At 74.1% G+C, this 25277-nt stretch carries 27 protein-coding genes and 1 riboswitch; of the genes, 15 read left to right on the top strand and 12 right to left on the bottom strand.

Annotation, left to right across the window (positions count from 1 at the left end; genetic code table 11):
* Positions 1-47: 47 nt before the first annotated feature.
* Positions 48-620: a TetR/AcrR family transcriptional regulator gene (locus ACOBQU_RS34890; protein WP_423634914.1), complete on the top strand. Its 573-nt coding sequence runs from the start codon at positions 48-50 to the stop codon at positions 618-620.
* A gap of 3 nt (positions 621-623) precedes the next feature.
* On the opposite strand, the gene ACOBQU_RS34885 is transcribed toward ACOBQU_RS34890, so the two are convergent.
* The 4 genes from ACOBQU_RS34885 to ACOBQU_RS34870 form a co-directional block, all read right to left on the bottom strand.
* Positions 624-1184: a dihydrofolate reductase family protein gene (locus ACOBQU_RS34885; RefSeq protein ID WP_423632866.1), complete on the bottom strand. Its 561-nt coding sequence runs from the start codon at positions 1182-1184 to the stop codon at positions 624-626.
* 44 nt (positions 1185-1228) lie between these two features.
* Complete coding sequence (locus tag ACOBQU_RS34880) at positions 1229-1717, bottom strand: GNAT family N-acetyltransferase (RefSeq protein WP_423634912.1); 489 nt, start codon at positions 1715-1717, stop codon at positions 1229-1231.
* A gap of 8 nt (positions 1718-1725) precedes the next feature.
* Positions 1726-2013: a hypothetical protein gene (locus ACOBQU_RS34875; protein WP_423635051.1), complete on the bottom strand. Its 288-nt coding sequence runs from the start codon at positions 2011-2013 to the stop codon at positions 1726-1728.
* A 347-nt stretch (positions 2014-2360) separates the two neighbouring features.
* A complete protein-coding gene (locus ACOBQU_RS34870) occupies positions 2361-3467 on the bottom strand; it encodes a hypothetical protein (RefSeq protein WP_423632864.1) in 1107 nt (368 codons plus the stop codon).
* A 221-nt stretch (positions 3468-3688) separates the two neighbouring features.
* Here ACOBQU_RS34870 and ACOBQU_RS34865 point away from each other — a divergent pair, with 221 nt between their 5' ends.
* Both ACOBQU_RS34865 and ACOBQU_RS34860 read left to right on the top strand, forming a co-directional pair.
* Entirely contained in the window at positions 3689-4510 is an 822-nt protein-coding gene (locus ACOBQU_RS34865) for a hypothetical protein (RefSeq protein WP_423632862.1), read from the top strand.
* A gap of 96 nt (positions 4511-4606) precedes the next feature.
* Positions 4607-5497, top strand: a complete 891-nt coding sequence (locus ACOBQU_RS34860; RefSeq protein WP_423632860.1) for a calcium-binding protein — start codon at positions 4607-4609, stop codon at positions 5495-5497.
* Positions 5498-5523: 26 nt separating this feature from the next.
* Here ACOBQU_RS34860 and ACOBQU_RS34855 read toward each other — a convergent pair whose 3' ends face one another.
* Complete coding sequence (locus tag ACOBQU_RS34855; RefSeq protein ID WP_423632859.1) at positions 5524-6807, bottom strand: hypothetical protein; 1284 nt, start codon at positions 6805-6807, stop codon at positions 5524-5526.
* Positions 6808-6968: 161 nt separating this feature from the next.
* Positions 6969-7955 carry an NAD(P)H-binding protein gene (locus ACOBQU_RS34850; RefSeq protein WP_423632857.1) on the bottom strand — a complete coding sequence of 329 codons (987 nt, stop codon included), beginning with the start codon at positions 7953-7955 and terminating at the stop codon, positions 6969-6971.
* Positions 7956-8058: 103 nt separating this feature from the next.
* Between ACOBQU_RS34850 and ACOBQU_RS34845 the strand changes: the two genes are divergently transcribed.
* Positions 8059-8880, top strand: coding sequence for a LysR family transcriptional regulator (locus ACOBQU_RS34845; protein ID WP_423632855.1), 822 nt, complete (start codon positions 8059-8061; stop codon positions 8878-8880).
* Positions 8881-8931: 51 nt separating this feature from the next.
* Here ACOBQU_RS34845 and ACOBQU_RS34840 read toward each other — a convergent pair whose 3' ends face one another.
* A complete protein-coding gene (locus tag ACOBQU_RS34840) occupies positions 8932-9417 on the bottom strand; it encodes a carboxymuconolactone decarboxylase family protein (protein ID WP_423632853.1) in 486 nt (161 codons plus the stop codon).
* A gap of 264 nt (positions 9418-9681) precedes the next feature.
* On the opposite strand from ACOBQU_RS34840, the gene ACOBQU_RS34835 reads away from it, so the two are divergent.
* From ACOBQU_RS34835 to ACOBQU_RS34825, 3 genes are all read left to right on the top strand, one after another.
* Positions 9682-10653, top strand: coding sequence for an RNA polymerase sigma-70 factor (locus ACOBQU_RS34835; protein ID WP_423632852.1), 972 nt, complete (start codon positions 9682-9684; stop codon positions 10651-10653).
* 73 nt (positions 10654-10726) lie between these two features.
* The gene (locus ACOBQU_RS34830) at positions 10727-12016 is read left to right on the top strand and encodes a carboxylate-amine ligase (protein ID WP_423632850.1); all 1290 of its coding nucleotides are present in this window, start codon (positions 10727-10729) and stop codon (positions 12014-12016) included.
* Positions 12003-12089, top strand: a riboswitch (ZMP/ZTP riboswitch). (Overlaps the previous gene by 14 nt.)
* A gap of 21 nt (positions 12090-12110) precedes the next feature.
* The gene (locus ACOBQU_RS34825; protein ID WP_423632849.1) at positions 12111-12992 is read left to right on the top strand and encodes a bifunctional 5,10-methylenetetrahydrofolate dehydrogenase/5,10-methenyltetrahydrofolate cyclohydrolase; all 882 of its coding nucleotides are present in this window, start codon (positions 12111-12113) and stop codon (positions 12990-12992) included.
* Here ACOBQU_RS34825 and ACOBQU_RS34820 read toward each other — a convergent pair.
* On the bottom strand, positions 12979-13452 hold the full coding sequence (locus ACOBQU_RS34820; protein WP_423632848.1) for a hypothetical protein: 474 nt from the start codon (positions 13450-13452) through the stop codon (positions 12979-12981). The two genes, ACOBQU_RS34825 and ACOBQU_RS34820, sit on opposite strands and share 14 nt — an antisense overlap.
* A gap of 147 nt (positions 13453-13599) precedes the next feature.
* Positions 13600-14595 carry an ArsR/SmtB family transcription factor gene (locus ACOBQU_RS34815; RefSeq protein ID WP_423632847.1) on the bottom strand — a complete coding sequence of 332 codons (996 nt, stop codon included), beginning with the start codon at positions 14593-14595 and terminating at the stop codon, positions 13600-13602.
* Between the two features lie 292 nt (positions 14596-14887).
* On the opposite strand from ACOBQU_RS34815, the gene ACOBQU_RS34810 reads away from it, so the two are divergent.
* Complete coding sequence (locus ACOBQU_RS34810; RefSeq protein ID WP_423632845.1) at positions 14888-15313, top strand: peptidase inhibitor family I36 protein; 426 nt, start codon at positions 14888-14890, stop codon at positions 15311-15313.
* A gap of 27 nt (positions 15314-15340) precedes the next feature.
* Here ACOBQU_RS34810 and ACOBQU_RS34805 read toward each other — a convergent pair whose 3' ends face one another.
* Complete coding sequence (locus tag ACOBQU_RS34805) at positions 15341-16246, bottom strand: LysR family transcriptional regulator (protein WP_423632843.1); 906 nt, start codon at positions 16244-16246, stop codon at positions 15341-15343.
* 235 nt (positions 16247-16481) lie between these two features.
* On the opposite strand from ACOBQU_RS34805, the gene ACOBQU_RS34800 reads away from it, so the two are divergent.
* From ACOBQU_RS34800 to ACOBQU_RS34770, 7 genes are all read left to right on the top strand, one after another.
* Entirely contained in the window at positions 16482-17921 is a 1440-nt protein-coding gene (locus ACOBQU_RS34800) for a UbiD family decarboxylase (RefSeq protein WP_423632841.1), read from the top strand.
* Between the two features lie 29 nt (positions 17922-17950).
* Positions 17951-18571, top strand: coding sequence for a non-oxidative hydroxyarylic acid decarboxylases subunit B (locus tag ACOBQU_RS34795; RefSeq protein ID WP_423632839.1), 621 nt, complete (start codon positions 17951-17953; stop codon positions 18569-18571).
* A gap of 159 nt (positions 18572-18730) precedes the next feature.
* A complete protein-coding gene (locus ACOBQU_RS34790) occupies positions 18731-18826 on the top strand; it encodes a putative leader peptide (RefSeq protein ID WP_423632837.1) in 96 nt (31 codons plus the stop codon).
* A gap of 181 nt (positions 18827-19007) precedes the next feature.
* Complete coding sequence (locus ACOBQU_RS34785) at positions 19008-20156, top strand: LLM class flavin-dependent oxidoreductase (RefSeq protein ID WP_423632835.1); 1149 nt, start codon at positions 19008-19010, stop codon at positions 20154-20156.
* Entirely contained in the window at positions 20153-21136 is a 984-nt protein-coding gene (locus ACOBQU_RS34780; protein WP_423632833.1) for an amino acid ABC transporter permease, read from the top strand. Before ACOBQU_RS34785 ends, ACOBQU_RS34780 begins: the two co-directional genes overlap by 4 nt.
* A complete protein-coding gene (locus tag ACOBQU_RS34775) occupies positions 21133-21903 on the top strand; it encodes an amino acid ABC transporter ATP-binding protein (RefSeq protein WP_423632831.1) in 771 nt (256 codons plus the stop codon). The genes ACOBQU_RS34780 and ACOBQU_RS34775 overlap by 4 nt, the downstream gene beginning before the upstream one ends.
* Before the next feature lie 131 nt (positions 21904-22034).
* On the top strand, positions 22035-23027 hold the full coding sequence (locus ACOBQU_RS34770; RefSeq protein ID WP_423632829.1) for an ABC transporter substrate-binding protein: 993 nt from the start codon (positions 22035-22037) through the stop codon (positions 23025-23027).
* On the opposite strand, the gene ACOBQU_RS34765 is transcribed toward ACOBQU_RS34770, so the two are convergent.
* Both ACOBQU_RS34765 and ACOBQU_RS34760 read right to left on the bottom strand, forming a co-directional pair.
* Positions 22996-24114 carry a LacI family DNA-binding transcriptional regulator gene (locus ACOBQU_RS34765; RefSeq protein WP_423632827.1) on the bottom strand — a complete coding sequence of 373 codons (1119 nt, stop codon included), beginning with the start codon at positions 24112-24114 and terminating at the stop codon, positions 22996-22998. The genes ACOBQU_RS34770 and ACOBQU_RS34765 overlap by 32 nt on opposite strands.
* Positions 24108-25073, bottom strand: a complete 966-nt coding sequence (locus ACOBQU_RS34760; protein ID WP_423632825.1) for an ABC transporter substrate-binding protein — start codon at positions 25071-25073, stop codon at positions 24108-24110. The genes ACOBQU_RS34765 and ACOBQU_RS34760 overlap by 7 nt, the downstream gene beginning before the upstream one ends.
* Between the last annotated feature and the right edge of the window lie 204 nt (positions 25074-25277).

Here is a 25277-nt window from a genome sequence, read left to right as displayed (position 1 = left end):
GGAGAACCACCCTGAACGAGCAGAGCGGCGCACCGGCCACCGGCACGGTGCGCGAACCGGTCACCGACGGCCGCCGGGCCAAGGGCGAGCGCCGCCGCCGGGCGCTGATCGAGGCCACCGTGCGCGTCATCGCGCGCGAGGGCGCCGGGGGCGTCACGCACCGCACGGTGGCCCGGGAGGCGCAGCTGCCGACGACGGCGACGACGTACTACTTCAGCAGCATCGACGCGCTGTTGACGGCGGCGCTCACGGAGTGCATGGAGGAGGACTCCGCGCGCATCGAGGCGCTGGCCGCGGCGCCCGTCGGGCCCGCCGAGCGGCGCCGCTCCCTGGCGCTCCTGATGGCGGAGATCCTCAGTCCGCCGGGGCATCTGCTGGCCGAGTTCGAGCTGTGCCTGCTCGCGGCGCGCCGCCCGGAGCAGCGGGCGGCGACCCGGCGCTGGCAGGAGGCGCTCGCCGCGTTCGCCCGGCGGTTCACGGACGAGCCGCTGCGGGTGAAGCTGTTCGCGCACGCCTACGACGGGCTGCTGCTCCAGGGGCTGCTCGCCGACCGGCCGCCCACGCCCGACGAGTTCGAGGCGCTGCTGCGGGAGCTGCTGCCGGACCCCGAGGGCGGCTGACCGTCAGGCGCGGACGCCGTAGCGCAGGTACGCCGTGCCGTTGCCGAAGCGGCGCTCGTCGAGCAGGTCGAGCGCGAGCCGGACCCCGGCGGGGAACACCGGGTTGCCGCCGCCCACCACGGCCGGGGCCAGGTAGAGTCGGCACTCGTCGACGAGCCCGGCCGCCAGGGCGTGGGCGGCGAGGGTGGGGCCGCCGATGATGAGGTCGTGGTCGAGGTCCGCCTTCAGGCGGGCGACCGCCTCCGGGTCGAAGGTCCGCTCGACGCGGGTGCGCGCGGTGACGGCCCGCTCCAGCGTGGTGGAGTACACGACCTTGTCGGCGGCCCGCCAGATCTCCGCGAAGTCCCGTGCCACGGCGGGCTGTTCGGGCCCCGGCGGCTCGGTCTCCCAGGCGGTCATCATGGCGTACGTGCGCCTGCCGTACAGATGCGTCCCGAACGGGCGCATCGCGTCGTTGACGAACGCGTGGACCTCGTCGTCCGGCACGGCCCAGCTGAAGTCCCCGGCCTCGTCGGCGACATAGCCGTCGAGCGACGCGATCGACGAGTAGACGAGCCTGCCCACGGTGCCTCTCCCTTGCCTCCGCCCGGTCATGTGCCGCGCGGCACTCAGCCGTGCGCCGCAGTGGACCCTACCGGCCAGCGCAGCCACACGTAGGCCACCGGCTGGCGCGTGTTCCAGGCGGCGGCGTCCGCGGCGGGCACCGGGGTGAAGCCGACCGAGCGGTAGCAGCCGAGGGCGGCGGCGTTGTCCGGGTGGACGCGCAGGAACACCTGGTCGCAGCCCGTGCCGAGGGCTTCGGTGAGCAGCGCGCGCACCAGGGCCCGGCCGAGGCCGCGGCCCCGGGCGTGCGGCGCGACCACGATCCGGGCCAGCTCGATCTCGCCCTCGTGCTCGTCCCGCCACAGTTCGCCGTATCCGACGGGGTGTTCACCGCACAGCAGCAGCCGGGCCCGGACGTCGTCGTCCCGCTGCCAGGAGGCGACCGTGGCGGCGGGCACGGGGTGTTCGCGCACCCCGCACCACAGCACGGCCTCCTCGGCGGTCCGCGCCCAGCCCGCCACGGCGTGGGCGTGCCCGGCGGTGAAGGGGACCAGGGCGACGCTCAGGGCCGCACGCTGACCGTCACCCGCTGCGAGGCGCGCCAGCCCTCCGAGGTGCGGCCCACGAGATAGCTCACCTGCGCCGTGCAGGGCGTGGGCTGCTCGACGCTGAAGAGCTTGGCCCGACCGGCCTCTTCGGCTCCGATCGTCTGCCGGTCGACGCGCGACGTGCGCAGGACGCCCGTGTCCCACCTGAGTTGGATCTCGTCCCCCGGGGCCATCCCGGGGTAGGGAGCGACGCTCACCAGCAGTTGGCGGCCGTTCCCGTTCAGCGTGACAATCCCGTCCACCCCCGCGGCCTCAACTGACGGTGCCGCCAATGATTCTGACGTTGTGTCATTCACCTTCCGGCCCTCACCCGAATCGGCGTCCTGCCACCCGGCGGCGGCGACGCGCCGCACAGTATCCGGCCTCCATTCTTGGCGACGCACCCGCGACACACACTGCGTGCGGCGCACGTTTGCCCACTGTTTACCTCGAACGTGGGTCGCGGGCGCCGTCCGCGCGTGCCCGCCACCCTGGCGACGGCGCACGCGCCGGTCACGCGCGCGTGGCGGTCATGTACGCACGGCGGTCATGTACGCGCGGCGGTCACGCGCGCGTCGCGGTCCGGCGCTCGTCCAGGTACGCAGGGCCCTCAGGTGCGCGTCGCGGTCCCGCACTCGTCCCGGTCGGCCTGTCGCAGGCGGGCGTCCAGGGACCGGCTCCGGTCGTAGGGGTCGACCTCGGGGCCGTCGCCGGACCCGGTGTCGGCACGGTCGTCGGCGAACTGGGGGACGAAGTAGCCGGTGTCGTTGTCGCAGCCGCCGTTGGTGGCGTCCGACTTGTAGGACAGCAGCGTGAGCGTGCCCGGCTCGGTGCGCACCCGGGCCGGGTCGTCCCAGCTCATCACGGTCTCCCGGCGCACGATGGTGCGCGCGACCTCGTCGCTGCCGCCCTCGGCGCGGACCAGCGGATAGACGTACGTGACGTCGCTGACGACCTCGACGGCGCCGCGCCTGCCCTCGCGGAAGGTGATCCGGCCCCGGGTCTTGACCACGTCACCGGCGAGCCGCACGTCCGCCTTCGCGAACCGGCTGAACAGCAGCAGCGGGTCGTTCTCGCGGCTGGGCTCGCGGAACGCTGCCGCCACGTAGTCCTGGACGTCCCGCTGGTGCGGGTTGAGCAGTGCCAGGGCCCGTGTGGGCCGCTGGCCGCGCAGCACCCCGGGGTCGAGGTTGGCGGCGACGAGGAAGTCGCGGCTGCGGGTGAGCGTCCGCGCCACCTGCGCGCGGCTCATCCAGCCGGTAGCCCGGGCCTCGGGCAGGTGGATGCCCGCCGCCCCGTCGGCCCAGCGCGCCGCCGGGGAGCCGCGGAACGGATGCCGCACGGTGGGCCGCTGGTCCGCCGCGCCGGACGCGGGCGGCGCCGTCGGCCGCGTGGACTCGGCGGCGAGGGGGGTGCCGTCACCGCCGGAGCCGTCCGCGCCGCCGAACCATCCGGCGACCCGCCCCGGCGCGAGCGCGACGACCAGCAGGGCGGCGGCCGCCAGCGCCCCGGCCCCGTACCAGGCCTTCCTGCCCTTGCGCGGATCGGGCGGCCGGTGGGTGCGCCAGCCCTCCGGCCGCCCTGGGTCCTCCTGGAGCCGCCGCGCCACCATCCGCGCCCGCGCCGACGGCTCCTTCGGCGCCTCCCGCGACCCCGCCCCGGCCTCGCGCAGGAAGCGCTCCCACTCCTCGTCGGATATCGACCCGCCCTTGCTCACGACGCGCTCCCGTGCCTCTCGTCTCCTCGGCCCCCCAGGCCCTCGGCCGCCTACTCCATCACATGCCCGAGCGGCCGCGGCAGGCCCCCCGGCGGCTCTTCCCGCAGGCCACGGCCGGACCGCCGGGCGCGCCCCCGTGGCCGGGCGGCGCCGCCGTCCCCTCTGCGGCCACTTCCCCGAAACGGGCGCGGCGGCCCGCCGCGCCCCGGCAGGATCCCTCCATGACCATGGCGGACCTCGGCGCGCTCGCCGCCCTCCTCTCCCTGCCCGTCACCGTCCTCGCGGCCTGGTGGGCCAGGCGCGGCGACGAGCGGGCCACGGACGCCGTGCTCAGCACCGGGCACGGCCAGGCCGCCGCGTCCCTGACCGCCGTACGGCTCCAGGGCGAACTCCAGGGAGAAGGCGAGCGCGAGCGCTGGCACCGGGCCCAACTCCACGACGCGGCCACGGTGTTCCTGCGCGCCGTGGACGCCTTCGTCCGCACGGTGCGGGCCCTGCCGGGCGTCGCGCACGACCGGCGCCAGGCGCTGCTGGACGAGCACGCCAGGGCCGTCGACGACGCCTTCGCCGCGGTGGAACTCACGGCCCCGGCGCGTCTGCTGCCGCTCGCCGAGCAGGTGCGCGCCCGGTGCCGGGCCCTGGAGCGGCGGGCGCTGGACCGGGCCGTGCTGCGCTGCGCGCTCGCCGCCCTGGAGGAGGGCTGGTGCCAGGGCGACGACTCGCCGGAGACCTGTACCGACGAACGCCACGGCTCCGCCTGGGTCGCGTGGGACCTGCTCTCCACCTGGGCCGACAGGACGGACGAGGAGCGGCGGGCCGACCGGGACCTGCTCGACTTCTGCCTGCGCGACAGCGGCGCCCTCAGCGACGAGCAGGCCGACCTCGCCCTGGCCCTGGCCGACCGCTGCCCCACCGGCTGGGACCGGCTCGTCGGCGGGCTGGTCCGCGATCCCCTGCTCGACGACGCGGCGGCCGTGCGCGCCGCCTTCGTCGGCCCGGTGCGCTCGGAAACCCTCCCCGCCACGGAGGTGAACTCGCGCTGAACCGGCCCTGAAGAAACCCGCGGGGGACAACCAAGGGCGGATCCCGCAGGTCACATCTGGTTGTTGGGATCACATAACTTCTTGTCGGAGGTCCTCATGTCCTCTCGTTTCGGCACCGTGCGCGCGGTGGGCGCCGCGTCCGCCCTGTCCCTCGCGCTCGCCGCGCCGCTGCTGCTCCCGGGCGTGGCCGCCGCCGCGCCGCCCGCCGCCACCGCCTCGGTCGACGGCAAGCAGGTCACGTACCGGGCCGCCGACGGCCAGGCCAACCACGTGACCGTCACCGCGTCGAAGTCCGGCGCGGACGCCATCACGTACGTCATCGACGACGCCGTCACCATCACCGCGGGCGACGGCTGTTCCCACCCCAGCGCCGCCGACCGCACGAAGGTCACCTGCACGGTCACCACGCTGGAGAGCCAGGACCCGTACGCCACCCTGGAGATGGGCCTCGGCGACCGCGCCGACACCGTCACCTACACCAACAGGACCGACCAGGCGTACTACCACGCCGCCATCGACCTGGGCTCCGGCAAGGACAAGCTGACCGAGTCCAGCGGCACCCAGGGCAACAGCGTCAAGGGCGGCACGGGCGACGACACCCTCAGCGTGGGCCGGGTGACCGTGGTGTCCGGCGGCGACGGCAAGGACACGATCCGCGCGGCGGGTGGCAGCATCGCCCTCGGCGGCGCCGGGAACGACACCATCACCTCCACCGGCGCGGACAGCGCCGCCGAGGGCGGCGCGGGCGACGACGTGATCCGCGGGGGCGCGCACCGGCAGAGCCTGTCCGGCGACGACGGCGACGACACCGTCAACGCCGGTGCGGGCGACGACTTCGTGTACGGCGGCAAGGGCCGTGACGTGCTGTACGGCGACAGCGGCGACGACAAGCTGTACGGCAACAGCGGTGACGACAAGCTGTACGGCGGCCCCGGCCGCGACACCCTGTCGGGCGGCCCCGGCCGGGACGAGGTCCACCAGAGCTGAGGCGCCGGTGCCGCGGCCGCGTCCCGTCAGACGGTGGCGACGCGGGCGTAGCGCCGGGTGAGGTCGGGGTCGCCCGGCCCCGCCTCGCCGTGGTCGACGACCAGGGCCAGGTGGCCGCGGCTCGCGTGCAGCAGATAGCGCTCCCCGTGGGCGTGGTACGCCGTCAGGGCGCGCCGGAACTCCCGCGCCGTGCCGATGACAACGTCCGCCAGGTACGCCTCGGCGCCCTCCGCCGACAGGGGGTCCGCGCCGAGGCGTCCGAGCGTCGGCCCGTCCACCCGCGCCAGGGCCTCGGCGAAGAAGTCGGCGTACTCCTGGGCGCGGTGGGCGTCCGGCGCGATGATGTGCACCCCGCCGTAGAGGCGGGGCCGGTTCGCGGCGCTCCGTGCCGTGAGTCCGTACAGATGGCTCACCAGGAACACCGCGGCCAGCTTGTGCCGACCGCTCAGCGCCCGCGTCAGCTCCTCGTCGCCCCGGCACAGGCTGAGCGCGGCGGCCAGGACCGGCTCCGGCGGCGGATCGTCCTGGCCGAGGACGGCGGCACCGAGGGCGATGGCCTCCGTCCGCAGCTTCCCGTCGAAGTCGTCCTCCGTCAGCGTCTGGGCGTGCGCGGGCAGGCGCACCGAGGTGAGTCCCGCCACGCCGAGCGCGACCTGGCGCTCCCCCATCAGCCGCTGGAGCGCCGCCTCGGCGAACGGCCCGCGCACGTCCAGCTTCGTCGTCACACCGACGAGGACCTTCCCCAGGCCCCGCACCGCGCTGGACACCTCGTCGCGGAGCGGCACGTCGTGCCAGGCATGGGTGACGCTGTCCCCGTCCACGACCTCCACGGAGATCCGGTCCTCGTCGATCGTGGCCCTCAGGGCCGGAAGGGCGTCCAGGGTGAGCGACGCGGAGACCAGGGAGAGCCCGAGGCGGAGGTAGGGGTCGAGGGTGGCCGTGTGCCACTCTCCGCCGCCGTCCTTGCGGAGCAGGGCGCACTCGTACGACGGGTTGACCAGGAAGACCGGCAGCGCGCTCACGGCGGGCAGCCGCGCGCAGCCCGCCCGCCACGTCAGCCGCGCGCGCCCTTCGGGGCTGTCGAGCAGGTGGTCGTGCCATGCCGGGGGGCGGCAGCGCGGATGGTGCAGCGAGGCGGTGGCGAGTCCGTCCTCCTCCCCCACGTCGAGGGCGGGCGCGCTCCACCGCCCCAGGGGCCCGCCGCAGGTCTGGCAGTCGACGGCCCAGAGGTCGGCCTTGAGACCGGCGATGACGGCCGGGCCGAGCCGTGACCGGGTCGTCGCGTCGGTCCGCAACCGGGAAACCGCCATGGCTTCGCTCCCTCCGGGTGGGTCGGCTGCCGCGCGCCGGTCTGCGCGCATGCGGACACAGCGTCCCACGAGGCGCCCCGAAGCGACCCCCGTCACTGCCAACTACCCGCTCCCTGAGGCCTCTTGGCGCGCTCCCGGCGGCGGTGACGCGATCGTGCCGGTCAGCCGGTCACCGCCGGGCGCAGGACCTGTTCGCACCAGGTGCGGAACGTCGTGGGGCTCACCCCGGCGTCCGTGCGGCGGGCGCCCTCGTCGAGGCCCTCGTCCTTGGCGCGCATCATGTCGACCATGCCCTGGACGTACGCGGGACCGGCGCCGTAGCCGGTGAGCGCGGCGGCGAGGTCGTCGTACGACTGCCGTTCGTAGCGGACCGGCCGGTCGAGGACCTCGGACAGGACGCGGGCCATGTCGTTCGGCGAGAGGTCCTCGGGGCCGAGGACCGGGACCTCGTCCGTGCCGGTCCACGAGCGGTCGCTCAGCAGGCGGGCGGCGACGGCGGCGATGTCCCGGGTGCAGGCCGCCGGGGCCCTCAGGTCGGGGGCGAGGGTGCCGGTGAAGACGCCCCGGTCGCGGATCTGCTCCACCTGGCGCAGCAGGTTGTCCATGAACGAGGTGCAGGCGAGGGCCCGGTAGGCCGCGCCGGTGCTCGCGAGCAGGTCGTCCATGGCGAGCGACGCGGTGACGAACCCGGCGCGTCCGGCGACGGGCGTGCCGCGGCCGAGCGCCGACACGCCGACGACGTGTCCGACGCCGTGGGCGGTGAGGGCCCGCGCCGCGGCGCGGGTGAATCCGGTGTACGGGTCGTCGAGGGTCGGCATCTGGGGGTTCGGCGGGACGATCCACAGGACGGCGTCCGCTCCGGCGAAGGCCCGGTCGACGACCTCGGGGTCGCGGTGCGAGCCGGGGACGACGTCGACGCGCTCGCGCAGCGCCTCGGGCAGCCGGGCGGGGTCACGCAGCACGACGCGGAGCTTCTCGCCGTGGGCGAAGGTGTCGGGGGTCGCGGAGGTCGCGGGGGTCGCGGAGGTCGCGGAGGTCGCGGGGGTTCCGGACGCCCCTGGAGTCGCGGGGGTGTTCGGGGTCTCGCCGAGGAGGGTGAGCAGGACCTGGTGGCCGATGTTTCCCGTCGGCGCGGTGATGACGATCATGCGTTCAGTCTCGGCGGGCGCCGAACGCGCCGTCCAATACCCTTCCCGGCCGATTGATGCCCGCCGGACATCAGTGCGCGCCGGGCATTGATACGCTCCGGGCATGGATCTTGACTTGCGCAAGCTCCGCTACTTCGTCGCCGTGGCCGAGCACCGGCACTTCGGCCGGGCCGCCGAGCGGCTGTTCATCGCGCAGCCCGTCCTCAGCCGCCAGATCCGGGCGTTCGAGCGGGAGTTGGGCTGTGCCCTGTTCGTACGGACCACCAGGAGCGTGGAGTTGACGGCCGCGGGCGAGCGGCTGCACGAGGAGGCGCCCGGGATCCTGGCGGCCGTCGACGCGGCGGTGAGCCGGGTGCACGACGCCGACCGGGGCGTGCGGCGGCTCGTGATCGCCTTCTCTCCGGGTCTGTACGTGTCCGAGGCGATCGTCGCGTTCACGGCGAGCCACCCGGAGATGGAGATCGGCCTGGTCCCGTCGCGCTGGTGGGAGGGGGACGCGCCGCTGCGCGACGGCCGGGCCCAAGTCGGCTATCTGCGGCGGCCGTTCGACTCCTCGGGCCTGCGGACGATCCCGATCGGCCGTGAGCCGAGGGTCGCGTGCGTGCCGGTCCGGCACCGCCTCGCGCGCCGCCAGGAGCTGCTGTCGGCGGACCTCGAAGGGGAGCCGGTGCTCGACGCCCAGCGGCGGCGGACGTCGTCGGTCGAGGAGAAGTTCGAACTCATCGCCGCCGGGCACGGCATCGCGCTCGTCCCGCTCAGCGTCGCGCGCGCCTACCCGCGGCCCGACCTCGTCCACCTGCCCGTCACCGACGCCGAGCCGGTCGAGACGTGCCTGGTCGCCCTGAAGGAGCGGCGCGACCAGCCGCTGCTGGACTTCCTCCGGATCGCGGCCGGGGCGCTGCGCGGCCCGGGGCAGGAGAACTGACCCCGGGCAGCGCAGCGCCCCGCCGTGCCGCGCCGTCGGCCGGTCAGCCGGTCAGTGCGTGATCTCGGCGAACATGCCCGGCGCGTAGGAGCCGCCCCGGTTGTGCACGATCACGCCGAGCCGGTTGGCCGCGTTGATCTGGGCGACCAGGGCGACGAGCGCGGCGGTCAGGTCGTCGTCGTAGTGCGCGCGCACCTGCGCCCAGGTCGCGTCGGACACGCCGGGGTGGGCGTCGGCGATCCGGGTGCCCTCCTCGGCGAGCGCGAACGCGGCCCGCTCGGCCTCCGTGAACACGGTCGACTCGCGCCAGGCGGCGACCAGGTTGAGCCGCACCGCGGTCTCACCGGCCGCCGCGGCCTCCTTGGTGTGCAGGTCGACGCAGTAGCCACAGCCGTTGATCTGGCTGACGCGCAGCGCCACCAGCTCTTGGATGGACTTCGGCAGCGCCGACTGGAGCACGACCAGGCTCGCGGCGGCGAACCGCTTGCCGAACTTCGCGCCCAGTTCGTTGGCCATCAGGTCGAAACGGGGTTCCATGACTGTTCCCTCACTCGTGATGTGGTGTCACACGTGATGCGGGGTCACACGTGATGCGGGGTCATACGTGGTCTGGTGTGACCCGTGATCTGGTGTGACCCGTGGTGTGCTGCCGCACAGGACGACCAAGAGATGCCGCCGGGCCGGGCCGTGTGACGACCCCGCCGTGTGACGTACGCCACCGGGCCCGGCCGTCACACGGCGGCCGTGACCGGCGTCCTGTGTGCGTCAAGAGCGGCAGCGAGACACAGTCGGGAGTCGGCCATGGACGGACACGGCGAGCGGGACACGGACACGGACACGGCGGGGCCGGACGCGGCGGCGGCACCGGACGCCGCCGAGGGCCCCGGCGCCCCGCGCGGCGCCCGGACCGACGCGGCCACCGAGGCGTTCGTCGCCCACCGCAACCTGCTGTTCACCGTTGCCTACGAGATGCTGGGCTCGGCAGCCGACGCCGAGGACGTCCTCCAGGAGACCTGGCTGCGCTGGTCCGGCGTCGGCCTCGACGCCGTGCGCGACCGGCGTGCCTACCTCGTCCGGATCACCACGCGCCAGGCCCTCGGCCGGTTGCGGACACTCGCCCGTCGCAAGGAGTCCTACGTCGGGCCCTGGCTGCCCGAACCGCTGCTGACCTCGCCCGACGTCGCCGAGGACGTGGAGCTGGCCGACAGCGTCTCCACCGCGATGCTCCTCGTCCTGGAGACGCTCGCGCCCACCGAGCGGGCGGTGTTCGTGCTGCGCGAGGTCTTCGACCTGCCGTACGACGAGATCGCGGAGGCCGTCGGCAGGAGCGCGGCCACCGTGCGCCAGATCGCCCACCGGGCGCGCGGCCATGTCGCCGCGCGCCGCCCCCGCGCGACCGTCTCGGCCGCCGAGACCCGCGGCGCCGTCGACGCGTTCCGGCGCGCCGTCGAGACCGGTGACCTCCAGCGGCTGCTCGACACCCTCGCGCCCGACGTGGTGTTCCTCGCCGACGGCGGCGGCATCGCGCGCGCCGCGCTCGCCCCGGTCGTCGGCGCCGCCGAGGTGGCCCGCGTCCTGGCGCGGATCAGGGACACGATGGCGCTGGTCCCGGCCGAGGTCAACGGCTGCCCCGCGCTGCTGTTCCGGCAGCGCGGCGCGGTCGACACGGTCCTGACGCTGCGCGTCGCCGAGGGCCGCGTCACCGGCCTGTACGCCGTGCGCAACCCGGAGAAGCTGTCCCGTATCGAGCGGGAGCGGGCCCTGAGCCGCTGAGGAACCGCCCCGGTCACGAGATCGAGGTTGCCTCATTCGCTACCGCCTCAGCCCGCGCGCGCGGCCCTACGGTGTGGAGGGCGGCCAGGCGGGCCGCCATCCACACGTGCGGCCGGGACCCTGGAGGTGGCGTGACAGATTCCTGTGCGACGGGGGCACAACGTCTGCTGGACCAAGGTACGTTGACGGTCGGCGCCGAGGAGGAGTTCTTCCTGGCGGACGCGGTCACGCGTCAGGCGGCGCTGCTGGCGGGCTCCGTGGTCAAGGCCGCCAGCCGCATCGGGGGAGCCGTCATGTCGTACCGGAACTGGCGCAGACGCAGATCGAGACCATCGGCGGGGTGTGCGCCGACGCGCGGGAGCTGCGCGCGGAGACCGACCGGCTGCGGCAGTGCGCCGCGCGCGCCGCGCGGGAGGTCGGCTGCCTGCTGGTGGCCTGCGGCACGGTGCCGCTGGGCGACCCGGGCCCGCCGCCCGTCCTGGACCGGCCGCGCTACCACACCATCGCCGCGCGGTTCGGGTCCGTCCTGAACCACCTGTGCGTCAACGCCTGCCACGTCCATGTCGGCGTCCCGGACCGGGAGGAGGCCGTCCAGGTCGTCAACCACCTGCGGCCCTGGCTGCCGCTGCTGCTGTCCCTGACCGCCAACTCCCCCTTCGTACACGGCCGTGACACCGGCCACGCGAGTTGGCGCACCATGCTGTGGGACCGCTGGCCGACCGCGGGCCCGCCGCCCCGGCTGCGCTCCGTCGACCACTACGAACAGCTGGTGGCCACGCTCGTCGACAGCGGCGCCGCGGTCGATCCGGCCATGGTCTACTGGTCCGCCCGGCCCTCGCGGCATGTGCCGACCGTCGAGGTGAGGGCGGCCGACGTGCTGCCGGACACCGCGGACACGGTGGCGTTCGCGCTGCTCGTGCGGGCCCTGGTCGCCTCGGTCCTGGCCGACGTGCGCGGCGGCGTGCCCGCCCCGGGCCCGGAGGACGCGGTGCTGCGCGCCGCCGTGTGGCGCGCAGCCCGGCACGGCATGTCGGGCCGGACGCTGGCCCTGCCGCTGCCGGATCCCACGCGGTCGGTGCCCGTGTGGCAGCTGGCCGAGCACCTCGTCGGCCGGGTCGAGGAGCACCTGCGGGCCGCCGGGGACCTCGACACCGTACGGCAGTGGTTCGCGCGGCTGCGCGCCCAGGGCACCGGCGCCGACCGGCAGCGTGCCGCCTTCCAGCGCCACGGCGGCCTCCAGGGCGTCGTCGACCTGCTGGCGGTCCCGGTGCGCGAGGCCGCCGACCGCCCCGCCGACCTGGTCGGGGGCGACGGGCCGCCGGGGGCCGCGCCGCCCTCGACTACAGTGGTGCGCGGGCCGTGACTGGCGCTGAGGTGGAGCACCACCGGGGAGCGGCCTGACGCAGATGTCGATGCCGTGCGCCTGGGCGACTGGTCAACCACGCCTGGAGGCGGCCATGTCCCCGACCACTTCGACGTCCTCGGCCCAGCTCATGGACGGCACCGCCCTCGCCCGGCGCGTCGTCGAGGAGACCGCGGCCCGCGCCGCGGAGCTCACCCGGCGCACGGGCTCGGCGCCCTGCCTGGCGACGGTGCTCGTCGGCGAGGACCCCGCGTCGGTCACGTACGTGCGGATGAAGCGGAACCGCTGCGCGAAGGCGGGCATCGTCTCGCGGCACGTCGCGCTGCCCGCCGAGACCACGACCGGGGAACTGGTCGCCACCCTCGACGCGCTGTCCGAGGACCCGACGGTGCACGGCATCCTGCTCCAGCACCCGGTGGGGCCGCACATCGACGAGCGGGCGGCGTTCGAGGCGATCGCGCCGCACAAGGACGTCGACGGGGTCACGCTCAGCTCGTTCGCGGCGATGAGCTTCGGGCGGCCGGGCTTCGTGTCCTGCACGCCCGGCGGGATCATACGGCTGCTCGACGCGTACGACGTCGACCTCGCCGGGAAGCGGGCGGTCGTCGTGGGCCGCAGCGCGATCCTCGGCAAGCCCGTGGGGATGCTGCTGCTCGCCCGGGACGCGACGGTCACCTACTGCCACTCGCGCACCGCCGACCTGTCCGCGCACCTGCGTGAGGCGGACGTCGTCGTGGCCGCCGTGGGCCGCCCCGAGCTGATCCGCGGCGAGGACATCAAGCCGGGCGCGGTGGTCATCGACGCCGGGTACAACCCGGGCAACGTGGGCGACGTCGACTTCGACGGCGCCGCGCGGCGGGCCCGGCTGATCACTCCGGTGCCCGGCGGCGTGGGCCCCATGACGATCGCGGTGCTGCTGGAGCAGACGGTCCAGGCGGCTCAGCGGCAGCTCGGGGCGGCTTTCACCGGTCGTTGACCGGGCTTTGAGCCAGCGGGGCTACGGTCGTGGAGAAGGGTGACGACGCCCCGTCACCCGCGGGCCGAGCAACCGGTGATGGGGGTCTCCGGGGGCTCGTGGTCGGGCGGTGGACGAGCCGGGCGGCCTGGTTCCGCGCGTCGTCGAGCAGGCCCTTGGGGAGGCTGGCGCGTCCGCAGCAGCGCACCAGATCGCCGCGGGTGTAGCGGGGCAGCGGACGGCGGGAGGTGATGCCGAGGCGGCGATCGAGCAGGCGTCGCAGGAGCGGGAGGCGTCCGGGCAGGTGGGACAGGGGGGCTGTGGCTGAGCCGAGGCGGTTGGGGAGGCGGATCGTCGCGAGGAGCTGGGATCGTACCGGAATCCCGTGCTCGTCGTGGTGGTGCGCCAGGGCCTCCGCCTTCAGTGCGGCCATGTCCGCGTCCGGGGGCGCTCGCTTCTGCACGCCTCGCAGATCGGGCACAGGCCGAGGCTGGCATCAGGCACAGGCCGAGGCTGGCCTTGCGGTCCGTGAGCCGGGCGGCCCGGTCAACGTCCGCCCAGGGCCCGCGCCTTGACCGCCCACACACACGCCGTGACCGACGTGGGCCGCATGGCTACGAGGAGACGGTCAGGCCGGGAGGGGCGGCTGCCGACCGTTGAGCAGGGCGGTGCCGAGGGGGGTGAGGGTGTGGAGCACGGTGTTGCGGTGGCGTTGGCTGTGGATGAGGGACGCCTCGCGCAGGGCGGTGAGGTGTCGGCTGCCGTTGGCGGGGGTGGTGTGGATGCGGCGGGCCAGCTGCTGGGTGGTGGCCGCGCCGTCCGCCACGGCGTGCAGGAGCTGGGCGCGGGTGGTGCCGAGCAGCGCGGCGAGCGGCCTCGTCCTGGACGCGGGGCGGGCGGGGTCGGCCCAGCCGGGGTCGTGGTCGATGGGGTGGACGAGCACGGGCGGCAGCCGGGGGTCGACGAGGGTGGTGACGTTGTAGCGGCAGAAGAAGGACGGCTGGAGGACGAGGCCGCGCCCGTCGAGACGCATCTCCCGGTCCACGGGGTAGTCGAGTTCGAGCACCGGGTAGCTCCAGCGTGCCGAGGGGTGCAGGGTGCGGAACAGGGCTTCCCAGCCCCCGTGCGCGAGCAGCGCGACGCGGCGCGCCCGGTCGCGGTGCACGTGCGCGCGGACACGGTCCCAGTAAGGGGCAAGGCAGGCGTCGAAGTAGCTGTCCGCGGCGTCCGCGAGACGGCTCAGCGTCCGGGCGTCGCCGTCGGCGAGCTGGGTGCACCACGGCGGCAGCCGCAGCCGGGGGTTCTGTCGGCGGAACTCATCCAGGTCGGCGCGGACCGTCTGGCGGCCGGTGGAGCGCAGTGCGTCGATCTGGGCGGCGCGTGAGGCGCCCCGCGCGGGGGTGAGGAAGTCCGGGCAGTACCCCTTGGCCGGAGCCAGGGGCGACAGGAGCCGGACCGAGCGGGGCGTGCGGGGCAGGACCTGGGCGCGCCACGGCCCGAAGATCACCCCGGTGTCCCGGCGCTGGAGCCGGTGCATGCTGATGGACACCTCCCACAGCGCGTCGGGCTCGGCGGCGAGTGTGGTGCGTACCAGGTCGTCTCCGGTGAAGTGAATGCGCAGCATTGGCCCCCGCCCCCGTGGCTCGGTGTCCGTGCCTGTGCCTGTGCTTGACGTGCTTCTGCTTCCGCCCCTGCTTCCGCTCCCGGCCGTTCTCCATGCTCCGGGGCCCGGCGGACACGTCACCAGACGGTTTCTGGGCATCCCCGCGAAAGCAGCCGTTGGCCCCTTGCCAGGTCCCTGAGCTGGGACATTGCGCTCAGGCGCACGGAGATACCCGTGGGGGCGGGAGTTCGGGAAGGTTCTGTCACCGCACGGCACACCAGCCCACGCTGGACCGGCTACAGGAAGGGAAACCATGCACACGACACGCACCAGGCTCGCGACCATGGCGGCGGCGGTGGCTCTGGCGCTTCCCGGCACGGCGGTCGCCGCGGCCACGGCCACGGCCGCGTCGACCCAGGAGAAGACGCCTCCCTCAGCACCAGCTTGGTCTTGTTCCTCCGGCTATGTCTGCTTCTACACCGGGCTCAACGGCACGGGCCAGCGGTGCCAGTGGCGGGACGCGAGCACGGACCACCGCAGGGACTGCTCCTGGGCGGCGCGCACGAAGGTGAAGTCCATCTGGAACCGCGGTACGAGCGGCAGCTTCAGCGGCGTCACCTACTACCGGAGCACGGGCTACCGCGGCCCCATCGACTGTGTGCGCCAGGGCGACCGTGGCAACCTGCGCCCCTTCTACATCGTCCTGTCCCACAAATGGACCCGGGGCGCGTGCAGTTGAGCGAACAGCCCCGTGGTCCTCGGCCCGTCACCGCTCGGTGGCGGGCCGTTCCCGGCTGTTGGTCAGGGCCGCGCGGGTGTGCTGGATGAGGGCGCGGGCCGCCGGGTTGGCGGCCGCCTGCGTTCCCCAGGCCAGCAGGAGGCGGGCCCTGCGGGCCTCGGCGAAGGTCGCGGTGCGCAGCTCGGGGGCGTAGTCGCGGGCGGTGCACTCGGCGAGCAGGGCGACGCCGAGACCGCGGGCCGCGAAGCGGGCCACCATGTGCGGGTCCCCGGCCTCGAAGGCGACGTTCGGCCGCAGCCCGGCGGCGCTGAAGGCGTCGTCGACGCAGGCGCGCAGGCCGGTGCCCTGAGGCAGGCAGATCAACGGGCGGTCGCCCAGGTCGCGGGGGGTGATGTCGGCGCGCCCCGCGAGGGGGTCGCCGGGCAGGACGGCGGCGACCAGCGCCTCGTCGGCGATCACCTGCGTGGCCGTACCGGCGGGCAGCGGGGCGGGTCCGGTGATGACCACGTCGAGGCGGCCGTGGCGCAGCTCGTGCGCGAGGTGGTCCGCGGGGGCCTCGGTCAGCGAGAGGGCCACGCCCGGGTACCGCTCGTGGAAGGCCGCGAAGACCTCGGGCAGGTCGATGGGGGCGACGGAGGTGACGGCGCCGACCCGCGCCTTGCCCCGCACCAGTCCGGCGAGTTCGTCGACGGCGGCGCGGGCCCCGTCGACGGCGTCCAGGGCGGCGCGCGCGTAGGGCAGCAGCGCGGCCCCGGCCGCGGTCGGCCGCACGGCGCCCCGCTGCCGGTCGAGCAGCTTCTGGCCCATCTCTCGCTCCAGCTGCCGGATCTGCGCGCTCACGCCGGGCTGGGTGACGTGCAGACGGGACGCGGCCTGGGTGAAGCTCGCCTCCTCGATGACGGCGAGGAAGTACTTCAACTGCCGCAGTTCCATAACGCGGAATTCTATCAGGCAGAAGATCTGGTGCTTTTACTTGCTCCGGCTTCGCGGCGCAGAATCAGACGTGCGACGAACACGTTCAGTGCGGGAAAAGCGTTCAGCGCTAGGAACTCGTTCAGCGCGAAGCATGCGTACGGCGCGAAGAATGTGTTTAGCGCGAAGCATGCGTTCGCGCACCCCAGCACCGCACTCGGCACACGAGAGAACCGGCTCCGAAGGGACGTACTCCATGTCTCGATTCCGCGATCTGCGCGATTACATGGACCATTTGACGCAGGAACTCGGCGAGGAGGAGGTGCGTACCGTCCGTGGCGCGGAATGGGATCTGGAAATAGGCTGCGTCAGCGAAATGCTCGCCGAGCGGGAAGGGCCCGCGCTGCTCTTCGACGACATTCCCGGCCACCCTTCGGGATTCCGCGTGTTCACCAACTACATGGGGACCGCGGCGCGCTGCGCGGTGGCCCTCGGGCTGCCCCCGGACGCCTCGAAGCTGGACATCGTGCGGGCGTGGAAGGACACCAGCAGGCACCTGGAGCCGCTGCCGCCCCGGGAGGTCGACGACGCCACGGTCTTCGAGAACGTCCTGGAGGGCGAGGACGTGGACCTGACACTGTTCCCCGCGCCGCGCTGGCACGACGGCGACGGCGGCCGCTACATCGGCACCGCCTGCATGGTGATCACGCGCGACCCGGACACCGGCTGGGTGAACGTCGGCACGTACCGGGCTTGCGTGCAGGGCAGGGACCGCCTGTCGCTGTGGATGCTGGGCAACCGGCACGCCCGCGCCATCGCCACCAAGTACTGGGAGCGCGGGCGGAGTTGCCCGATCGCCGTGGTGGTGGGCTGCGATCCGATCCTCGCCATGACCGCCGCCATGGCGGCCCCGTCCGGGATGTCGGAGTACGACCTGGCGGGCGGACTGCGCGGGGCGCCGGTGGAGGTGGTGCGGGCCCCGGGCAGCGACCTGCCGATCCCGGCGCACGCCGAGATCGTCATCCAGGGCGAGATGCCCCCGGTGACGGAGGAGTCGGTCCAGGAGGGCCCGTTCGGCGAGTGGACCGGCTACTTCACCCACTCCGGGCCGGAGACCGTCATCCGCGTCCACCGGATCATGCACCGCGACGACCCGATCATCCTGGGCGCGCCCCCGATGATCCCCACCATCACGGCGGGCGACCAGGCCGTGCCGCTCTACGCGGCGAGCAGCACCTGGGACCACCTGGAGGCGTCCGGCGTGCAGAACGTCCGCGGCGTGTGGGCGTACGCCCGGCAGCTGATGATCGTCGTCTCGATCGAGCAGACCGGCCCGCAGGACGCCATGGCGGCGCTGCTCGCGGCGGCCGGGCGTCGCCGCCCCGGCGGCATGGAGCGCTACTTCGTCGTCGTGGACGAGGACATCGACGTCACCGACCTCAACCAGGTGCTGTGGGCGATCTGCACCCGGGTCGACCCGGGCACCTCCGTGCACACCGTCCGCTCCACCACCAGCGACATCGACCCGCGCCTCTCCCCGCGGCAGCGCGCCAGCGGCGACCACACGATGGGCGTCATGCTGATCGACGCGTGCAAGCCGTACGCCTGGAAGGACCAGTTCGCCCCCGCCAACCGCTTCGACGAGCCCTACCGCGCCCAGGTCCGCGAGCGCTGGGGCGCCCACCTGCCCCTGTGACCACGGCCCCCGGAGAAGAGCACCCCACCATGTCCGCAGCACCCCGCCGACGCCTGGTCGTCGGCATGACCGGGGCCACCGGGGCGATCATCGGGATCCGGCTCCTGGAAGCCCTGAAGGACCTCCTCGACGTCGAGACCCACCTCGTCCTGAGCAACTGGGCCCGCTCCACCATCGAGTTGGAGACGCCGTACACGGTCCGGCACGTGACCGGCCTCGCCGACGTCCACCACAAGGCGCACGACCAGGGGGCCACCATCGCGTCGGGCTCGTTCCGCACCGACGGCATGGTCGTCGTCCCGTGCAGCGTCAAGACCCTGGCCGGGATCCGGACCGGCTACGCCGACACCCTGCTCGGCCGCGCCGCCGACGTCACCCTCAAGGAGGGCCGCCGCCTGGTCCTGGTCCCCCGCGAGACCCCGCTGAGCCAGATCCACCTGGAGAACCTGCTCGCCCTGGCGCAGCGCGGCGCGACGGTCTTCCCGCCCGTGCCCGCCTTCTACAACCATCCGCGTTCGCTCGACGACATGGTCGACCACTTCGTCTCCCGCATCCTGGACCAGTTCGGCCTGCCCGCGCCGCGGGCCCGCCGCTGGCCGGGCCTGCCCGAGGCCCGGGCGCTCCCGGTCGACGCCGACGCCCCCGCCTGACGGCGGACGCACCCGCCCCACAGGGCCCTGACGCGTGAGCGTCAGGGCCCTGTCGCCGTGCCGGTGCCTGCTACGGCCATGTGAACAGCGTGTGGCAACGGCCCGCTGACCTCGCGGCCCCCGTTGACGCGCTCGAAAGTCCGGTGCTCAACTGTTCGCATGCCGTCCTCGCCGCCGCTGGTCTCGCGTGCGCACGTCGACCTCTGTCGCGTGTGTTCCGCGACGTGTTCTGGCGTGGGCGCCTTCAGCCGCTGAGTCGGCCCTTCGGGCCTCGTCCTCAATCGCCGGACGGGCTTTTCCGTCGGCCCTTCGGGCCTTGTCCCCACACGCCGGACGGGCTTTCCCGGCCCTTCGGGCCTTGTCCCCCATCGCCGGACGGGCTTCATGGGGTCGCTCACGCGCTTCTCTTCTCTCCCCGCACTACGAAAGGCTCACCATGCCGGTGGAGTTTCTTGGCATCGCCGCCACCAACGACGGGTCGGAGATCCGTCCGCGGTCCGGGGCCGCCTTCGACAAGCAGTACACGCTGCGGCTCGCCCGGGCCCACGAGGACCACGGGTGGGACCGGGTCCTCTTCGCCTACGGGTCGGGCTCGCCGGTGCCCGCGGCCGCCGCCGGGTTCCTCGCGGCCCGCGTCGAGACGCTCCAGATCCTGCTCGCGCACCGGCCCAACGTGTCGTACCCGACGTACGCCGCGCGGACGTTCGCGACCCTGGACCAGGTCAGCGACGGGCGGCTCACCGTCCACTTCATCACCGGCGGCAACGACCACGAGCAGCGCCGCGAGGGCGACACGCTCACCAAGGACGAGCGGTACGCCCGCACCCGCGAGTACATCGAGATCGTCAAGAAGGTGTGGACGCGGCACGAGCCGTTCGACCACGACGGCGCGCACTACCAGTTCCAGGACTTCGTGAGCGATGTCTTCCCCGTGCAGCAGCCGCGCCCCGGCGTCTCGTTCGGCGGCTCGTCGCCCGCGGCGTACGCGGCCGGTGGGGCCGAGGCCGACGTGTACTGCCTGTGGGGCGAGCCGCTCGCGCAGACCGCCCAGCAGATCGAGGAGGTGCGGCGGGCGGCGCGCGCCGCGGGCCGCACGGACACCCCGCGCATCCAGGTGGCGTTCCGGCCCATCATCGCGCCGGCCGAGGAGCTGGCCTGGGAGAAGGCGCACCGCGTCGTCGGCGCCATCCGCGAACGACGCGCGGGCGGCCAGCCGCTGACGCGGCGTCACTCCGGTTCCCCCGAGAACGTGGGCTCCCAGCGGCTCATCGCCATCGCCGAGCAGGGCGAGCGCTTCGACCGGGCCCTGTGGACGCCGACCGCCGCCGCGACCGGCGGCGCGGGCAACTCCACGGCGCTCGTCGGCACTCCGGAGAGCGTCGCCCAGGCCCTGCTCGACTACTACGACCTGGGCGTGGACATCCTGTCGGCGCGCGGCTACGAACTCCTCGACGACGCCGTCGACTTCGGCCGGTATGTGATCCCGCTCGTCCGCGAGGAGGTCGCGAGGCGCGACCGGGAGGGCGCCGAGCGCGGCCCGCACACCCTGGAGCGCACGCTGAGCGGCCTGGCGGTGGCGGGATGACATCCGCCGCGCCGCCGTCGGCGGCCGCCGCCGTGCCCCCGGTCAAGGACGCCGTGCCGGACGCCGAGTTGAAGGTCGTCCCGGTCCGGCACTACTGGCGCTGGGCCGCGGGCGCCGCCGTCCTCGTCGTGGCCGCGCAGTTCGCCCATGGCCTGTTCACCAACCCGGCCTGGGAGTGGGAGGTGTTCTTCCAGTACCTCACCGCCGACAGCGTGCTGCGGGCGGTGTGGGTGACGCTCCAGCTCACGGTGTACGGCACGGTCCTCGGCTTCGCGCTCGGCCTGGTCCTCGCCCTGATGCGGCTCTCCAGCAGCCCGCTGCTGTCCGGCGTGGCCTGGGCGTACGTATGGGCGTTCCGCTCCATCCCGCTCATCGTGCAGCTGCTGTTCTGGTTCAACCTGGCCTATCTGTACGAGGAGTTGGGGCTCGGCGTCCCCTTCGGTCCGGTCGTGTGGAGCTTCGGCACGATGCACCTGGTGGGGGCGATGTCCGCCGCCGTCATCGGCCTCGCGCTGCACCAGGCCGCGTACGCCGCCGAGATCCTGCGCGGCGGGTTCCTCGCCGTCGACCCGGGGCAGCTGGAGGCCGCCGCCGCGCTCGGCATCCCCCGGCTGCGGCAGCTGCGCCGCGTCGTGCTGCCGCAGGCGATGCGCTCGGTCCTGCCGAACGCCGCCAACGAGATCGTCTCCCTGTTCAAGGGCACCTCGATCGTGTCCGTCATGGCGATCGGCGAGCTGTTCTACCAGGTGCAGGTGATCTACGGGCGCAACGGCCGGGTGGTGCCGCTGCTGATGGTCGCCACCGCCTGGTACATCGTCCTGACGACCCTGCTGTCCATCGTCCAGTACTACGTGGAGCGGCACTTCGCGCGCGGCGCCGACCGCACTCCCCCGCCCACCCCGCTCCAGCGCGCCCGCGCCCTCGCCCGCGGGCTCAAGCACCCGCCCCGCCCGCAGAACCTGCCCCAGGAGACACGATGAGCACCGCCCCCGTGATGGTCGACGTCCGCGGCGTCCACAAGAGCTTCGGCGCGCACGAGGTGCTGCGCGGCATCGACCTCCAGGTCCGCTCCGGCGAGGTCACCGTGGTCATCGGCCCCTCCGGCTCCGGCAAGTCGACCCTCCTTCGCGCCATCAACCACCTGGAGAAGCTGAACCGCGGCTCGGTCAGCATCGACGGCGAACTGATCGGCTACCGGCGGCGCGGCGACAAGCTGTACGAGCTGAAGGAGCGGGAGGTGCTGCGCCAGCGCACCCGCATCGGCTTCGTCTTCCAGAACTTCAACCTGTTCCCGCACCTGACGGTCCTGGAGAACATCACCGAGGCACCCGTCTCCGCGCTGCGCCGCCCCGCCGCCGAGGCCAGGGACCGGGCGCGGGCGCTGCTTGAGCGGGTGGGCCTCGCCGACAAGGCCGACGCCTACCCCCGGCAGCTGTCCGGCGGCCAGCAGCAGCGCGTGGCGATCGCCCGCGCGCTCGCCCTGGACCCGCAGGTGCTGCTGTTCGACGAGCCGACGTCCGCCCTGGACCCGGAGCTGGTCGGGGAGGTCCTGGAGGTCATCAAGGACGTGGCCCGCGCCGGTACGACGATGATCGTCGTCACCCACGAGATCGGCTTCGCCCGCGAGGTCGCCGACACCGTGGTCTTCATGGACGGCGGTGTGATCGTCGAGCAGGGCCCGCCCGGTGAGGTCCTCGACCAGCCGCGGCACGAACGCACCAAGGCCTTCCTCTCCAAGGTCCTGTAGCCGCGCGCCTCCGCGGCCGTCCCGCCGCCGTTCGCCGCCCGTCGCCGCCGGTCGCTCCCTCCCCCACTACCGCGGCCGGTCCCGTCCCCCCACCGTCCGCCCCATCCCCGTACGCCCCGAGGAGCACCGTCATGTCCACCCCCGTCTCGCGCCGCGCCACCCTCACGTTCGCGCTCGCCTCCGCCCTGGCCCTGACCACCGCCGCCTGCGGCACGCCCGACGACGAGGAGACGGGTCCCGCGGGGAACGCCGGGCCCGGCACCAAGGGCCGGAAGGTCGATCTGAGCCCCGAGCAGAAGAAGCGCGTCCGGGCCGCGAAGGTCGGCGCGATCGCCCGGCTCGTGCCGGAGCGGGTGCGGTCGCGCGGCACGCTCGAAGTGGTCGCGTCCGCCGGTTCCGTGCCGCCGCTGACGTTCTACGCCACCGACGACAAGACCGTCATCGGCGTGGAGACCGACATCGCGCACCTGGTCGCGGACGTGCTCGGCCTGCGGGTCAAGCTGCACGCCGTCGACTGGGCGAACATCTTCGTGGGCCTGGACAGCGGCAAGTACGACGTGGGCTTCAGCAACATCACCGTCACCGAGGAGCGCAAGGAGAAGTACGACTTCGCCACCTACCGCCTGGACACCATCGCCTTCGAGGCGAAGAAGAGCCGCGGCTGGAAGGTGAAGGGCCCCAAGGACGTGGCGGGCCGCGTCATCGGCGTCTCGTCCGGCACCAACCAGGAGAAACTGCTCGTCGACTGGAGCAAGCAGAACGTGAAGGCGGGCCGGAAGGCCACCGAGATCAAGTACTTCCAGAACACCAGCGACTACTACCTCGCCCTCGGCTCCGGCCGCATCGACGCCTACCTGGGCCCCAACCCGGTCGCCGCCTACCACGCGGCCAGCACCGGGAAGTACGAGGTCATCGGCACCTTCTCCGGTGCGGGCGACCGCCTCCAGGGCAAGATCGCCGCCACCACGAAGAAGGACAACGGCCTGATCGAGGCCCTCCACAAGGCGCTCCAGCACCTCATCGACGACGGCGCCTACGCCAAGGTCCTTGAGCACTGGGGCCTGGGCGACGAGGCGGTCCGCGCCTCCGAGCTCAATCCGAAGGGGCTGCCCAAGACGTCCTGAACGCCGTGCCGGGCGCGGCCCCGCCCGCACGCGGGCGCGGCAGGCCGCGGTCGCGCCGGGGCGGGGCGGTGGACTCCCGCACCACCAGGGAGACCGGGAACAGGGACGGGCGGGCGGGGCGGGGCGCGTCCGGCGGGTCGGCCATGGCGTCGAAGAGCAGCCGGGCCGCCGCGGCGCCGATCGCGGCCTGCGCCACTCGCACCGTGGTGAGGGCCGGGCGCAGCCGGGACAGGAACGGCATGTCGTTGAAGCCGACGACGCTGACGTCCCCGGGGCAGCGCAGGCCGCGCTCGGCGAGGGCGTCGTAGCAGCCGAGGGCCAGCAGGTCGCTGGCCGCGACGACGGCCGTGCAGGCGGCGCCCGCGTCGAGCAGCCGCCGCAGGGCCGCCGCTCCGGCCGCCTCCGTCCACTGGCTGGCCTCGGCGCGCAGGGCGGGGTCGGCGGCCAGGCCCAGGTCGCGGACCGCGTGCCCGAAGGCGCGGGTGCGGGCCGCGCCCGTGGAGGTCGTGGCGGGGCCGCCGACCAGGGCGACGCGGAGGTGGCCGAGGGCGGCGAGGTGGCCGACGGCCTGGGCGATGCCGGAGGCGTCGTCGGGTGCGACGCTCGGCACGTCGAGGCCGTCGACGCGGCGGTTGACCAGGACCAGGGGGACGCCGTCGGCGTGCAGGGCGCGCAGGTGGGGGTGGTCGCGGCGGGCGGTGGCGACGATCAGGCCGTCGACGCGACGGGCGCACAGGGAGTCGATCTGGGCGCGCTCGCGCACCGGGTCGTTGTGGGTGTCGACGATCCAGGCGTGGTATCCGGCGGGTTCGAGGGCGCTCTCGATGCCGCGCACGACGGGCGGGAAGTACGGGTTGGTGAGGTCCGGCAGGACCAGGCCGACGGTGTGCGAGCGGGCCGTCTTCAGGCTGCGCGCGATCGGGTTGGGCCGGTAGCCGAGGTCCTCGGCGACGCGCAGGACGCGGCGCGCGGTGTCGGCGCTGACCTGGGCGCGGGTCGCCGGGTTGAGGGCGCGGGAGGCGGTGGCGGGGTGCACGCCCGCGGCGTCGGCGACGTCCCGCAGACGGACCTGGCGGGGCCTCAGCATGCCTGCGGGTCGAGCAGGCCGCGCGCGGGGTCGAGGGCGGTGGCCAGGGTGTCGTCGCCGGGGCGGTAGCGCAGGCGCAGGCCGAGGACGGTGTCCAGGGAGGCGCGGTCGGCGGCTCCGTCGGGCACGAGGCCGTCGGCGGGGTCCCACAGCCGCTGGGCGTACCGGGCGGCGAGGTCGGGCGGCAGGCCGAGCGCGTCCCGGGTCTCGCGCAGGACCAGCGGGTCGAGGACGCGGGAGACGATCAGGCGGGAGGTCTGCGCGAGCGCGGACGTCAGGGCGTGCGCGGCCTGGGCGCGCCGGGGGCCGACGGCGGCGAGGACGCCGCCGAGGTAGGGGCCGCACACGTCGGTGAGCCCGGCGAGCCGCACCGCTCCGGCGGCCTCGGCCCGCAGGTCGCTGCCCGCGCCGAGGACGGTGGTGGCGCAGCGGCCGTCGAGCAGCGCGGTGAGGCGGTGCGGGGTGGCGCCGAGGGGCACGACGGCGTAGTCGCCGGAGGGCGGGCCCGCTTCGCGGCGGCCGGGGTCGGTCGCCGCGTCGGCGGATTCGCCGGGCCACTTCAGGCCGAGGGACTCCAGGACCGCGTACAGGGCGAAGGCGAAGCCGGAGTCCGGGACGTCGACGCCCGCCGTCGCGCCGCGCAGCTGGTCGGCGCCGGTGATGCCCGGCGCCCCGTACACGCCGAGGCCCAGGCCCCGGTCGAGGGCGGCCAGGATGCGGACGTCGCCCGTGCGGCCCAGCGGGTTGTCCGGCACGAAGCGGTAGGCGAGGACGTTGTCCGGGCTGGTGTACGCCACGTCGATGGCGCCGTCGAACAGGGCGCGGAACTGGTCGGGCGAGGAGGCGACCGGCACCTCGTCGACGGTCAGTCCGTGCTGCTCGATCAGGCCCGCGGCGCGCGCGACGCGCAGCAGGACGGACGGGCTGAACACGCCGACGGTCAGGGAGCGATGGCGCATGGGGTGCGCTCCTGGAGGGCTCGGGCTCCGCGGTGGATGCCAGCGACGGAATCCCTGGACTTGGTTGAGGGACCCGGTTGAGGGACCCGGCTGAGGGGCTCCGTTGATGGACTCCCTGTGTGGACTCCATCGGTGTGCGGTCTGTGCGCAATCGATTGTGGAGACCCCGACGCGCCGGTGACAAGGGGGAGGCGGGGAAGACGC

Source organism: Streptomyces sp. G45 (assembly GCF_049542095.1).
Taxonomy (GTDB): Bacteria; Actinomycetota; Actinomycetes; order Streptomycetales; family Streptomycetaceae; genus Streptomyces.
The sequence above is the reverse complement of the archived record's forward strand: the minus strand, read 5'-3'. Positions and strand labels throughout refer to the sequence as shown.

Bases quoted from the DNA above. Each gene is read 5' to 3' on its own strand.
- ACOBQU_RS34865 (WP_423632862.1), top strand. From the start codon at position 3,689: ATGACCATGGCGGACCTCGGCGCGCTCGCCGCCCTCCTCTCCCTGCCC.
- ACOBQU_RS34860 (WP_423632860.1), top strand. From the start codon at position 4,607: ATGTCCTCTCGTTTCGGCACCGTGCGCGCGGTGGGCGCCGCGTCCGCC.
- ACOBQU_RS34855 (WP_423632859.1), bottom strand. From the start codon at position 6,807: ATGGCGGTTTCCCGGTTGCGGACCGACGCGACGACCCGGTCACGGCTC.
- ACOBQU_RS34850 (WP_423632857.1), bottom strand. From the start codon at position 7,955: ATGATCGTCATCACCGCGCCGACGGGAAACATCGGCCACCAGGTCCTG.
- ACOBQU_RS34845 (WP_423632855.1), top strand. From the start codon at position 8,059: ATGGATCTTGACTTGCGCAAGCTCCGCTACTTCGTCGCCGTGGCCGAG.
- ACOBQU_RS34840 (WP_423632853.1), bottom strand. From the start codon at position 9,417: ATGGAACCCCGTTTCGACCTGATGGCCAACGAACTGGGCGCGAAGTTC.
- ACOBQU_RS34835 (WP_423632852.1), top strand. From the start codon at position 9,682: ATGGACGGACACGGCGAGCGGGACACGGACACGGACACGGCGGGGCCG.
- ACOBQU_RS34825 (WP_423632849.1), top strand. From the start codon at position 12,111: ATGTCCCCGACCACTTCGACGTCCTCGGCCCAGCTCATGGACGGCACC.
- ACOBQU_RS34815 (WP_423632847.1), bottom strand. From the start codon at position 14,595: ATGCTGCGCATTCACTTCACCGGAGACGACCTGGTACGCACCACACTC.
- ACOBQU_RS34810 (WP_423632845.1), top strand. From the start codon at position 14,888: ATGCACACGACACGCACCAGGCTCGCGACCATGGCGGCGGCGGTGGCT.
- ACOBQU_RS34805 (WP_423632843.1), bottom strand. From the start codon at position 16,246: ATGGAACTGCGGCAGTTGAAGTACTTCCTCGCCGTCATCGAGGAGGCG.
- ACOBQU_RS34800 (WP_423632841.1), top strand. From the start codon at position 16,482: ATGTCTCGATTCCGCGATCTGCGCGATTACATGGACCATTTGACGCAG.
- ACOBQU_RS34795 (WP_423632839.1), top strand. From the start codon at position 17,951: ATGTCCGCAGCACCCCGCCGACGCCTGGTCGTCGGCATGACCGGGGCC.
- ACOBQU_RS34790 (WP_423632837.1), top strand. From the start codon at position 18,731: ATGCCGTCCTCGCCGCCGCTGGTCTCGCGTGCGCACGTCGACCTCTGT.
- ACOBQU_RS34785 (WP_423632835.1), top strand. From the start codon at position 19,008: ATGCCGGTGGAGTTTCTTGGCATCGCCGCCACCAACGACGGGTCGGAG.
- ACOBQU_RS34780 (WP_423632833.1), top strand. From the start codon at position 20,153: ATGACATCCGCCGCGCCGCCGTCGGCGGCCGCCGCCGTGCCCCCGGTC.
- ACOBQU_RS34775 (WP_423632831.1), top strand. From the start codon at position 21,133: ATGAGCACCGCCCCCGTGATGGTCGACGTCCGCGGCGTCCACAAGAGC.
- ACOBQU_RS34770 (WP_423632829.1), top strand. From the start codon at position 22,035: ATGTCCACCCCCGTCTCGCGCCGCGCCACCCTCACGTTCGCGCTCGCC.
- ACOBQU_RS34765 (WP_423632827.1), bottom strand. From the start codon at position 24,114: ATGCTGAGGCCCCGCCAGGTCCGTCTGCGGGACGTCGCCGACGCCGCG.
- ACOBQU_RS34760 (WP_423632825.1), bottom strand. From the start codon at position 25,073: ATGCGCCATCGCTCCCTGACCGTCGGCGTGTTCAGCCCGTCCGTCCTG.